Genomic DNA, 12109 nt, shown 5'->3' with positions numbered 1-12109 from the left:
GAACCAGGCCTGCGGAGAGGTGACTGAACGTTAGTTTGGGGCCTGAACGGTGATTTGGTTTCGCGCGGCTGCCACCACCGCCTTCCGCGAGGCCTCGAGCCACCCGGGTCCACCGCCCCGGGCCGCGTCACCAGTGCCAGTGGTTCCGGCGATCCCGGGGCCGGCGAGTGACGCTCCGCTCGACCGCAGGGGCGCTCCGTCTCACGGCGCGCCCGCACCCGTTGGAAGGATTGCCCTCTCATGGCCGCCAAGCCGAAGCCCCAGCCCGCCGACGACTCCCGCGAGCAGGCCCGCCGCGCCCTCCAGACCTCCCTGGACACGCGCCAGTAGGGGTCCGTCGCGAGTCGGTAGGGGTAAGCAACAAAGCCGCGTTGCGGCCCTTACCTCAGGCGGGCATCATGGGGAACCATGAGCCCGCCTGCCGATGCGCCCGCCCCTCCGCAGCGCACCGCGACCGCCCGCCGGATCGCCGGCCTGGCGCTGCCCGCCCTCGTGGTGCTGGCCGCCGAGCCGCTCTACGTCCTGGTGGACACCGCGGTCGTCGGGCATCTCGGCGCCGTCCCCCTGGCCGCCGTCGCCATCGGCGGCACGGTCATGTCGGTGGCCGCCTGGTTCGGCACGCTCATGGCGTACGGGACCACCGGCCGCGCGGCCCGCCGCTTCGGCGCCGGAGACCGGTCCGCCGCCATCGCCGAAGGAGTCCAGGCCTCCTGGATGGCCCTCGCCGCCGGCGTCCTGCTGGCCCTGCTCGGCCTGGCCGGCGCCGGCCCGCTCACCAGCCTGCTGGCCGGTGACCCGGAGACCGCCGAGGCGGCCGCCGGCTGGCTGCGGATCGCCGCCCTGGGTGCGCCCGGCCTGCTGCTGGCCGCCGCCGGGAACGGCTGGATGCGCGGCGTCCAGGACACCCGACGCCCACTGTGGATCGTCCTCGGCGCCAACGTGCTGTCCGCGATCCTCTGCCCGGTCCTGGTCTATCCGGCTGGCCTCGGCCTGACCGGCTCGGCCATCGCCAACGTCACGGCGCAGAGCCTCGGCGGCGCCCTCTTCCTGGCCGCGCTGGTCCGCGAGACCCGGGCGCTGCGGCCGGTGCCGTCGATCATCGTGAGCCAGCTGGTGCTCGGCCGTGACCTGCTGATCCGTGGCGCGGCGTTCCAGGCCTGCTTCCTGTCGGCGACCGCGGTGGCGGCCCGGTTCGGCGTGGCGGCGGTCGGCGCCCACCAGATCGTGCTGCAACTCTGGTTCTTCGCGGCGCTCGCCCTGGACGCGGTCGCCATCGCCGCGCAGTCGCTGGTCGGGGCGTCGCTCGGGGCCGGCGACGAACGCGAGGCCCGGGACGTGGCCCGCCGGGTCACCCTGGCCGGCGGAGTGTCCGCCCTGGCCTTCGCGGCACTCGCGGCGGCCGGCGCCACGGTGGTGCCCGGGTGGTTCAGCGACGACCCGGCGGTCCACGAGCAGGCCGCCGTGATCTGGCCGTGGTTCGTGGCGCTGCTGCCGTTCGCCGGAGTGGTCTACGCCCTCGACGGGGTGTTCATCGGGGCCGGGGACGTGGCCTTCCTGCGGACCGTCACGGTGCTGTCCGCGCTGCTCGGCTTCCTGCCGGCGATCTGGCTGGCGTATGCGTTCGACCTGGGGCTGGGCGGTGTCTGGGCCGGGCTCGGGCTGTTCACCCTGGGCCGGTTCGTCTCGCTGATGTGGCGGTGGCGGTCACCGTACTGGGTGGTCACCGGCGTCACCCGGTGAGCCGGCAAATAGGGTGGTCGGGTGAACACGGACGGACTGATCGTGGTGGACAAGCCGGCCGGGATGACGTCGCACGACGTCGTCGCCCGGATCCGGCGGCTGGCGAAGACCCGGAGGGTGGGGCACGGGGGCACGCTGGACCCGATGGCCACCGGTGTCCTGATCATCGGGGTGAACCGGGCGACCCGCCTGCTGACCTATGTGATCGGTTCGGAGAAGAGCTACGCCGCGACGATCCGGCTGGGGGAGTCCACGGTCACCGACGACGCCGAGGGTGAGGTCACCGCGACCGCTTCCACGTCGGCGGTCACCGACGACGCCATCCGGGCCGGGCTGGCCGCCCAGACCGGCGAGATCGACCAGGTGCCCAGCGCGGTCAGCGCTATCAAGATCAATGGGCAGCGGGCGTACAAGCGGGTCCGCGAGGGCGAGGCGGTGGAGATCCCGGCCCGCCGGATCACCGTCCACCGGCTCGACGTCCTCGACGTCCGGCGACCCGAGGGGCGTGACGTGATCGATGTGGACATCGACGTGACCTGCTCCTCCGGCACCTACATCCGGGCCATCGCCCGCGACCTCGGCGCCACGCTCGGCGTCGGCGGGCACCTCACCGCGCTGCGCCGGACCGCCGTCGGCGGCATGACCCTGGACGCCGCCGCCACCCTCACCGAACTCGAGGAACGCGCCCCCGACGTGATCGGCCTCACGCTCGCCGAGGCGGCCCGCCGGTCCTTCCCGCAGCGCACCGCCGACGAGGAGGAGACCCGCGTCCTCCGGCACGGCGGCCCGCTCGCGGCGGCCGGCATCGAGGGGCCCTACGCGGTCTTCGACCCGTCCGGCGAGGTCCTGGCCATCGTCCGGGAGCGGGCGGGCCGGGCGCGCGCCGAGATCGTCCTCGCCCCGGCCTGAGCGGCCCCTATTTTCCGGTACGGGCCACGCCGCCCCGACCGCACCCGGACCGTTCCGCCGAGGGACCACCGATCTCCGCCCGGCGGGCGCGGCACCGGCTCGACCCGGCAGCCGCTCGCGTGGAGCCGGCGGAGCGGTCCGAGTGTGCTGGGGGCGGTGTAGCCCGTACCGATGAAGGGGTTTACGAGGGGAGATGGCGGGCGACCGTCGCGACCAGGTCGGCCGCGGCGTAGGGCTTGTCGAGGAAGTCGTCGCAGCCGGCGTCGAGGGCGGCCTTCTGGTCCTGGGGCAGGACGCTCGCGGTGACCGCGACCACATGGGGTTTGGGCGGGCTGTGGCCGGCGAGTTCGCGGGCCAGGCTGAGGCCGTTGCCGTCGGGCAGGTTGAGGTCCAGCAGGATCAGGTCGAACCGGCCGGTGGCGAGACGGCTCCGGGCGGCGGCCAGGGACTCCGCGTCGACCAGTTCGGCCTCGCGGACCGTGGCGATGTCGGCCCGGGCGAGGACCGCCTTGACCAGCATGCGGTTCAGCTCTTCGTCCTCGACCAGGAGGATGCGGTGGGGTGCGCTCACGAATGATTCCTCACGGTTGGGAGCCGGATGGTGGGACGGCGTCGCGCAGCTTGATCGCGACGTGGCCGCGCGAGTGCCGACGGCCGGCCGGAGCAGGGGCGTGCACCAGCGGGGGCAGGCCCTCCCAGCCGCTGCCGGTCATCGCCTCGGCGACCGCGTTGCCGGCCATCGCCGTGGCGATCAGCGGCGTGGTGTCGCCGGACGCCAGCGCGGCGGCGCTCAGACCGAGCACCGGTGTGTGCCGGCCGGACGGGTCCTGCTCGATGGCGGCGAGCAGGCTGAAACCGTCCTCCTCCGGCGACTGCATGTCGCAGACGATGAGGTCGAAGTTCTCACTGCGGCTGCGGGCCAGCCCGTCCCACCCGTCGGCGCAGGCGACCACGTCGGCGCCGCCGGCCCGCAGGCCGTCCTCGATCGCCTGCCGGACCGTGTCGTCGTGGTCGACCACCAGCACGCGCGGCGCCGGGCGGGCCGCGATGGCGTTCGCCAGGGCGCTGAGCAGGGCCGGCTGATCGACCGGCTTGACGAAGTAGTCGTGCGCGCCGAGGGCCAGCCCGGCCGGCGCCTCGTCGAGGATGCTGGCGAAGAAGACCGGGATCGCGTTGAGCCGCGCGTCCGCCTTGAACCGGCGGATCACCTCCCAGCCGTCGATGCCGGGCAGGGTGACGTCCAGCACCACGGCGTCCGGCCGGTGCTCGCGGGCCAGCGCCAGGCCGCTCTCCCCGGTGCCGGCCACCTCGACCCGGTAGCCGGCGTTGCCGAGCTGGGTGCGCATCAGCTCGGCGGACTGCGGGTCGTCCTCGATCAGCAGCACGTACGGTCCGGGGCCGGCGCCCGCCGAGGAGGCGGCCACCGGCGCGGCGGGCAGGACCACGGCGAACTCGCTGCCCTGGCCCGGCTCGGAGGTGAGAAGGATCTCGCCGTGGTGGGCGGCGACCAGCCGGCGGGTCAGGGCCAGCCCCAGGCCGGTGCCGGAGTGCCGCTGGTTCGGGTCGCCGGCCTGCTGGAACTCCTCGAAGACGCGTTCCAGGTCGTCGGTGGCGATGCCGACCCCGGTGTCGGCCACGGTGACCCGCACCCGGTCGCCGGCGGGCCCCGCGGTGACCGTGACGACGCCCTCCTCGGGGGTGAACTTCACCGCGTTGGACAGCAGGTTCTCGACGATCTGGCGGAACCGCAGCCGGTCGGCGTACGCGGTGACCGGCGCCAGTTCGGTGCGGACCGTGAGCCGTTTGCCGGTGAAGAGCGGGGTCAGCGCGGTGAGCAGGTCCTCGATGGCGGTGTCGACCCGTACCGGGGTGAGCCGCAACTCCAGCCGGCCGGCCTCCACCTTGCTGAGATCGAGGATGTCGTTGATCAGACCGAGCAGGTGGCGGCCGCTGCCGTGGACGTGATCCACCCAGTCGGCGGGCACCCGGCGGCGGTCGCCGTCCGGCTCCTCCATCCGCATCAGGTCGCTGAACCCGATGATCGCGTTGAGCGGGGTACGCAGTTCGTGGCTCATGTTCGCCAGGAAGTCGCTCTTGGCCTGGCCGGCCCGGGTGAGCGCGGCCACCGAGGCGCTCAGCTCGGCGGTGATCGCCTGCCGTTCGGCCAGCACCCCGGCCTGTCCGCCCAGGTCGGCGAGCAGTCCGAGGTCGTCCTCGCTGAACAGGTTGCGGTGCCGGTTGAACAGCAGGACCACGCCCTCGACGTCCGGCGGCACCCGCATCGGCAGGACCCGGACGTAGTCGCCGGCCAGTTCGGCGCCGAAGTGGGCGACCAGGGCCGGGGCCTGTTCGCCGACCCGTAACGGGACGTTGCTGCGGGTCAGCGTGCCGGTGATCGGCGGCCCGGCGGCGGGCAGGTCGGGGCCGGCGTAGGCGATCCGGTGGTACGCCCGGTCCGCCGCGTGCAGCAGGACCGCGACCGCGTCGGCGCCGGTCTGCACCCGCATGATCTCGGCGTAGGTCTGCCACACCTGTTCCGGCGAGTCGGCCGGCGCCCGCAGCAGCCGCTCGGTGACCGATTGGGCGGCGAGCGCCGCGAAGTGCCGCCGCAGCCGGCGGGGCGGCTGGAGGGCGATGAGGTAGCCGAGCGCGCTGACCAGCGCCAGCACCACGCCGAACGCCCGCAGCGGCGATTCCCTGGTGCCCACCCGCAGCACGATCACCAGGCCGAAGACGACGGTGGCGCCGGCTGCGATCATCAGCCGTGCCCGGTTCGCCCCGGTGCGGCCACGCGCCTCGCCGTAGAGCAGCCCGGCGGCGACCAGTTCCGCCCCGAGGAAGTAGACGACGAACACGATGCGGGCACCCGGCGGCAGCGGGCGGGGCACGGTCGCGACCAGGGCGAGGACCACGACGTAGCCCACCAGTATCGCGGCGGTCAGCAGCCGGGGGACCGAGCGCAGCCGCCCGGCCAGGCGCAACGTGAGGTACGGCTGGGCCAGCAGCACCGCGGCGTTGAGCGCGTTCACCGCCGTGGGCAGGGGCCCGAGCAGGAGGCGCAGCAGGTCCACGCAGAGCGCCACCATGAACGGGGCGAAGACCAGGGCCACGTCACGTCGCAACGGATCCTGGCGGCGCCGCCAGGCGAGCAGCGCGCGCAGGAACAACACCGCGAAGGTGATTTCCGCGGCGAGGAGGACGGCGCGGGTCCACTCCAGGCTCATTTCACGATTTATCGTACCGATGCGGGCGGGGAGGAGGGGCCACACCGGACTGCTGAACGATCGATACGCTAGGGCCATGCAGCGATGGCGGGGGTTGGAGGCGGTTCCCTCCGGGTGGGGCCGTTCGATCGTGACGATCGGGGTCTTCGACGGGGTGCACCGCGGCCACCAGGCGATCATCGGGCACGCCGTGAAGCGGGCCCGCGACGCCGGCCTCCAGTCGGTGGTGATGACGTTCGACCCGCACCCGGCCGAGGTGGTGCGGCCCGGGTCGCACCCGGCCGTGCTCACCGAGCCGGTCCGCAAGGCCGAGCTGATCGAGGCGCTCGGCGTCGACGCGCTCTGCGTGGTGCCGTTCACCCCGGCCTTCTCCCAGCTCTCGCCGAACGCGTTCGTGCACGACGTGCTGGTCGAGTCGCTGCACACCGCGGGCGTGGTGGTCGGCGACAACTTCCGGTTCGGGCACCGGGCCGCCGGGGACGCGGCGTTGCTCGAGTCGCTGGGCCGCACGTTCGGGTTCACCGTGGAGGACGCGCCGCTGGTCTCCGAGGACGGGCTGGTGTTCTCCTCGACGTACATCCGCAGTTGTGTCGACGCCGGGGACGTGCGGGCCGCGGCGGCCGCGCTCGGCCGGCCGCACCGCCTGGCCGGCGTGGTGGTCCGCGGCGACCAGCGCGGGCGCGAGCTGGGCTTCCCGACCGCCAACCTGATGGCCCACCGGTATGCCGCGGTGCCCGCCGACGGCATCTACGCGGCCTGGCTCACCCATGGCGGCGAGCCGGGCGTCCGGCGGCCGGCCAGCGTTTCGATCGGCACCAATCCCACCTTCTCCGGGCGGGAGCGCCGCGTGGAGGCGTACGTTCTCGACTTCGAGGGTGATCTGTACGGCGAGCGGGTGAGCCTCGATTTCGTGGCGCACCTTCGTGAGCAGCGCAAATACGACGGGATCGAGCCGTTGATCGCGCAGATCCGGGCCGATGTCGAAGAGACCCGAATGTTGTTGAGTTGACCCCCTGGTAGGGTGGAAACGTCGTTGGAATATCCGACACCGGTCCCGCCTGCCTGCCCGACGCCGCGGGTCGCGGGGTAACCGTGAAATCGGCAACACAGAAGTCCGGAGAACATGGCGCTCGATCAAGAGACCAAGAACAAGATCATGGGTGAGTACGCGACCAAGGAGGGCGACACCGGTTCGCCCGAGGTTCAGGTCGCCATGCTGACCAAGCGGATCGCCGACCTGACCGAGCACCTCAAGGCGCACAAGCACGACCACCACAGCCGTCGTGGCCTGCTGCTCCTGGTCGGTCAGCGCCGCCGCCTGCTGAACTACGTTCAGAAGAAGGACATCGCCCGCTACCGGACGCTCATCGAGCGTCTCGGCCTGCGCCGATAGCTTGACCCGAGGGAGCGGCCGGCTGGTCGCTCCCTCGATTTCCACCCCACGGACCCGCGCGGATCACTCCGTCAGCACCGGTCCTCGGTAGTGGTTCCCAGGTGACGTCCCTGGGCACTTCGATCGAAGACCGGCTCGACTGAAACGCGCTGTTGACCGCCGGGTCCTCGACGAAGGAGTACCACTCTTCATGACCGAGCAGAACAACGCTCTCGGCAACGAATCCCGCACCGCCGTCATCGACAACGGATCGTTCGGCACCCGCGAGATCGTCTTCTCCACCGGCCGCCTCGCTCAGCAGGCCGCCGGCTCGGTGATCGTCCAGCTGGGCGACACCACCGTCCTCTCCGCGACCACCGCCAGCAAGCAGCCGAAGGACCACTTCGACTTCTTCCCGCTGACCGTCGACGTCGAGGAGCGGATGTACGCCGCGGGCCGCATCCCGGGTTCGTTCTTCCGCCGTGAGGGCCGTCCGTCCGAGGACGCCATCCTCACCTGCCGGCTGATCGACCGGCCGCTGCGCCCGTCGTTCACCAAGGGCCTCCGCAACGAGGTCCAGGTCGTCGAGACCGTCCTCGCGCTCGACCCGGCCCACCCGTACGACGTCGTCGCCATGAACGCGGCCTCGATGTCGACCAAGCTCTCCGGCCTGCCGTTCAGCGGCCCGGTCGGCTCGACCCGGGTCGCTCACGTCGAGGGCCAGTGGGTCGCCTTCCCGACCCTCGAGGAGCTCGAGCGCGCCACGTTCGACATGGTCGTGGCCGGTCGCGTCACCGCCGAGGGCGACGTCGCGATCATGATGGTCGAGGCCGAGGCCACCCCGCACGCGATCAAGCTGATCTCGGCCGGCGCCACCGCGCCGACCGAGGAGGTCGTGGCGAGCGGTCTCGAGGCCGCCAAGCCGGCCATCCGTGAGCTGTGCCGCGCGCAGAGCGAGCTGGCCGCGATCGCCGCGAAGCCGGTCGCCGAGTTCCCGGTCTTCCTGGACTACCAGGACGACGTGTACTCCGCGGTCTCCGACGCGGTTCGCGCCGAGGTCGCCGAGGCGCTGAAGATCGCCGGCAAGCAGGAGCGCGAGGAGTCCCTCGACCTGGTCAAGGCGAAGGCGCACGAGCTGCTCGACGAGCGGTTCGAGGGCCGGGAGAAGGAGATCAGCGCGGCGTTCCGCTCGGTCACCAAGTCCGAGGTGCGCCAGCGCGTGCTGCGCGAGCAGGTCCGTATCGACGGCCGTGGCCCGCGTGACATCCGCCCGCTGACCGCTCTCACGGGCGTGCTGCCCCGCGTGCACGGCTCGGCGCTGTTCGAGCGCGGCGAGACCCAGATCCTGGGTGTCACCACGCTGAACATGCTGCGCCTGGAGCAGTCGCTGGACACTCTCGCTCCCGAGAAGACCAAGCGCTACATGCACAACTACAACTTCCCGCCGTACTCGACCGGTGAGACCGGCCGGGTGGGCTCGCCGAAGCGCCGGGAGATCGGTCACGGCGCGCTGGCCGAGCGGGCCCTCGTGCCGGTGCTGCCGTCGCGCGAGGAGTTCCCGTACGCGATCCGCCAGGTCTCCGAGGCCCTCGGCTCCAACGGCTCCACCTCGATGGGTTCGGTCTGCGCTTCGACGCTGGCCCTGCTCAGCGCGGGTGTGCCGCTGAAGGCCCCGGTCGCCGGCATCGCCATGGGCCTGATCTCGGACGAGGTCGACGGCAAGACCGAGTACGTCGCACTGACCGACATCCTGGGCGCCGAGGACGCGTTCGGTGACATGGACTTCAAGGTCGCCGGCACGTCCGAGTTCGTCACCGCCCTGCAGCTGGACACCAAGCTCGACGGCATCCCGTCGGACGTGCTGGCCGGCGCTCTGCAGCAGGCGCACGAGGCCCGTGCCACGATCCTCGCGGTGATGACCGCCGCGATCGAGGGCCCGGCCGCGATGAGCGAGCACGCCCCGCGGGTCACCACCGTGAAGATCCCGGTCGACAAGATCGGTATGGTGATCGGCCCCAAGGGCCAGACCATCAACGCGATCCAGGACGAGACCGGCGCCGACATCTCCATCGAGGACGACGGCACCATCTACGTCGGCGCGACCAACGGCCCGGCCGCCGAGGCCGCGGTCGAGCGGATCAACGCGATCGCCAACCCGACCCTGCCGAAGGTGGGCGACAAGTTCCTCGGCACCGTGGTGAAGACGGCCGCGTTCGGCGCGTTCATCTCGCTGCTGCCCGGCCGTGACGGCCTGCTGCACATCTCCAAGGTGGGCGACGGCAAGCGCGTCGAGAAGGTCGAGGACTTCCTCAACGTCGGCGACAAGGTCGAGGTGTCCATCGCGGACATCGACGCCCGCGGCAAGATCTACCTGGACAAGGTGCGCCCGGAGGGCGAGGAGGCCCCGGCGGCCGCCGAGGGTTCCGAGGGTGGCCGTCCCGAGCGGGCGCCGCGTGAGGACCGCGCGCCCCGCGGCGAGGGTGGCGGCGAGCCCCGCCGTCGCCGTTCGCGCCCGTCCGGCGACCGCGGCGAGCGCCGCGACTAGGTGACAGCGAACGACGGACACGGGCCGGCCACTAGGCCGGCCCGCGTCTCTACCCGCACCCTGCAGGACGGGGTCAAGAAGACCGTCCTGCCCAGTGGCCTGCGCATCATCACCGAGGCGATCCCGACCACCCGCAGCGCCGCGCTCGGCATCTGGGTCGGGATCGGGTCCCGTGACGAGACGCCCGCCCTGCACGGCGCCTCGCACTTCCTGGAGCACCTGCTCTTCAAGGGCACCCACAAGCGCACCGCCCTGGAGATCTCCGCGCAGATCGAGGCGGTCGGCGGCGAGACCAACGCCTTCACCACGAAGGAGTACACCTGCTACTACGCGCGGGTGCTCGACGCCGATCTGCCGCTCGCGGTGGACGTGCTGGCCGACGCGGTGGCCGACTCGATCCTCGATCCGGCGGACGTGGAGACCGAACGTGGCGTGATCCTCGAGGAGATCGCCATGCACGAGGACGAGCCCGGTGACGAGGTGCACGACGTCTTCGCCGAGGCGATCTACGGCGACCACCCGCTCGGCCGGCTGATCTCCGGCACCCCGGACTCGATCAGCCCGATGACGCGGGACCAGATCAACCGGTTCTACCGGCGCCACTACACGGCGCCGGAGATCGTGATCGCCGCCGCCGGGAACCTCGACCACGCGACGGTGGTCCGGCTGGTGCGCAAGGCCCTGGCGGGCACCCCGCTGGACACCGGGCCGGGCGCGCCGGCTCAGCCGCGTGCGGCCGACAAGAGGGTACGCGTACGCAAGGCGCGCAACCTCATCCTGCATCGCGACACCGAGCAGGCGCACATCGTGCTGGGCGGCCCCGGGGTGGGCCGGCACGACGAGCGGCGGTTCGCCCTCGGTGTGCTCAACAACGTGCTCGGCGGCGGCATGTCCAGCCGTCTCTTCCAGGAGATCCGGGAGAAGCGCGGCCTTGCCTACTCGGTCTACTCCTACTCCGGCCAGTACGCCGACAGTGGCCTGGTCGGCGTCTACGCGGGCTGCGCCCCGGCCAAGGCCCGGGAGGTGCTCGACCTGATCCGTGCCGAGCTGGACCGGGTCGCGGCGCACGGCATCACCCCGGAGGAACTGGTCCGCGGCAAGGGCATGGCGAAGGGCTCGTACGTGCTGGGCCTGGAGGACACCGGCTCCCGGATGAGCCGGCTGGCCAAGTCGGAGCTGCTGCACGGCGACCTGATGGGCGTCGACGAGCTGCTGGCCCGGGTGGACGGGGTCACCGTCGAGGAGGTCGGCGCGGTCGCCACGGACCTGCTCGCCCAGCCCATGTCGCTGGCCGTGGTGGGTCCCTTCGACGAAGATGAATTACCAGGCTGGTAACCCTCCGCTCTACCCTTGGTCCCCGTGACGACGCTGGAGACCCCGCCCGATACCCCCACCTCCCCGCCACCACCGGATCTCCGGAGGCGGCGGGCCCTGGGGATGCTGATCTGGGCGGTGGTCTTCGCCGTCGGGGTGTATTTCGTCGGTGTCCCGACCAGTGACCCGCTGATCGCCTTCGGCTGGCTGTGGCTGGCCACCATCGCCTGGCGCAACCACGAGCCGTGGCGCACCCACCTGCGGTTCCTGCGCGACTGGCTGCCGATCTGCCTGCTCCTGGTGGTCTACAACGTGTCCCGGGGCTACGCCGACCGGCTGTTCGAGCCGCACGTGACCGAGCTGGTCGGGTTCGACAGGTGGCTGTTCGGCGGGGTCGTGCCGACCGAGTGGCTCCAGGCGCACCTCTGGCAGCCGGGCGTGGTCCAGTGGTGGGAGGTGGTCGTCTCCCTGGTCTACTTCTCGCACTTCCTGACCATGCCGACCATCGCCGTGGTGCTGTGGATGCGGTCGCGCCTCCAGTGGGCCCGGTTCATGCGCCGCTGGTTCCTGCTGTGCGTGTTCGGCCTGATCACCTATTTCCTCTACCCGGCCGCGCCGCCGTGGTGGGCGGCGCAGCCCGAGCACGGCGCGCTGATCGAGGCGCAGCGGATCTCCACGCACGGGTGGGACGCCATCGGCCTGCACGGCGCCGGCAACACCCTCAACGCGTTGCAGGTGGAGGCGTCCAACCCGGTGGCCGCGATGCCGTCGCTGCACACCGCGTTCGCCTTCATGTCGGTGGTGTTCTTCCTGCCGATGGTGCGGCGGTACTGGTGGCCGCTGCTGCTCGCGTACCCGCTGTCGATGACCTTCACCCTGGTCTACACGGCCGAGCACTGGGTGATCGACGTGCTGGTCGGATGGGCGTACGTCGGGCTGGTGTTCCTCGTGGTGGGGCTCGGCGAGCGATGGTGGGACGCCCGTCGCCGTACGTTAGGTTGACGG

9 protein-coding genes are annotated in these 12109 nt (G+C 71.9%); 7 read left to right on the top strand and 2 right to left on the bottom strand.

Annotation, left to right across the window (positions count from 1 at the left end; translation table 11 throughout):
* Positions 1–408 precede the first annotated feature (408 nt).
* On the top strand, positions 409–1740 hold the full coding sequence (locus J5X75_RS01290; RefSeq protein WP_208465284.1) for an MATE family efflux transporter: 1332 nt from the start codon (positions 409–411) through the stop codon (positions 1738–1740).
* Between the two features lie 21 nt (positions 1741–1761).
* Complete coding sequence (gene truB, locus J5X75_RS01285; protein ID WP_208465283.1) at positions 1762–2649, top strand: tRNA pseudouridine(55) synthase TruB; 888 nt, start codon at positions 1762–1764, stop codon at positions 2647–2649.
* Positions 2650–2830: 181 nt separating this feature from the next.
* On the opposite strand, the gene J5X75_RS01280 is transcribed toward truB, so the two are convergent.
* Complete coding sequence (locus tag J5X75_RS01280; RefSeq protein WP_307797879.1) at positions 2831–3220, bottom strand: response regulator; 390 nt, start codon at positions 3218–3220, stop codon at positions 2831–2833.
* A 10-nt stretch (positions 3221–3230) separates the two neighbouring features.
* A complete protein-coding gene (locus J5X75_RS01275) occupies positions 3231–5873 on the bottom strand; it encodes an ATP-binding response regulator (protein ID WP_208465282.1) in 2643 nt (880 codons plus the stop codon).
* A 76-nt stretch (positions 5874–5949) separates the two neighbouring features.
* On the opposite strand from J5X75_RS01275, the gene J5X75_RS01270 reads away from it, so the two are divergent.
* The 5 genes from J5X75_RS01270 to J5X75_RS01250 all read left to right on the top strand — a co-directional run bounded on the left by J5X75_RS01270 (position 5950) and on the right by J5X75_RS01250 (position 12106).
* Complete coding sequence (locus tag J5X75_RS01270) at positions 5950–6882, top strand: bifunctional riboflavin kinase/FAD synthetase (protein WP_208465281.1); 933 nt, start codon at positions 5950–5952, stop codon at positions 6880–6882.
* A 114-nt stretch (positions 6883–6996) separates the two neighbouring features.
* A complete protein-coding gene (gene rpsO / locus J5X75_RS01265; protein ID WP_183216391.1) occupies positions 6997–7266 on the top strand; it encodes a 30S ribosomal protein S15 in 270 nt (89 codons plus the stop codon).
* A gap of 190 nt (positions 7267–7456) precedes the next feature.
* Complete coding sequence (locus tag J5X75_RS01260; protein ID WP_208465280.1) at positions 7457–9790, top strand: polyribonucleotide nucleotidyltransferase; 2334 nt, start codon at positions 7457–7459, stop codon at positions 9788–9790.
* On the top strand, positions 9791–11125 hold the full coding sequence (locus J5X75_RS01255; protein WP_208465278.1) for a M16 family metallopeptidase: 1335 nt from the start codon (positions 9791–9793) through the stop codon (positions 11123–11125).
* Positions 11126–11227: 102 nt separating this feature from the next.
* Positions 11228–12106 carry a phosphatase PAP2 family protein gene (locus tag J5X75_RS01250; protein ID WP_208465672.1) on the top strand — a complete coding sequence of 293 codons (879 nt, stop codon included), beginning with the start codon at positions 11228–11230 and terminating at the stop codon, positions 12104–12106.
* Positions 12107–12109: the final 3 nt, after the last annotated feature.

This window comes from Actinoplanes flavus, assembly GCF_017592555.1.
Classification (GTDB): Bacteria; Actinomycetota; Actinomycetes; order Mycobacteriales; family Micromonosporaceae; genus Actinoplanes; species Actinoplanes flavus.
Note: the sequence above shows the minus strand (reverse complement) of the source record. Positions and strands in the feature narration are given on the sequence as shown.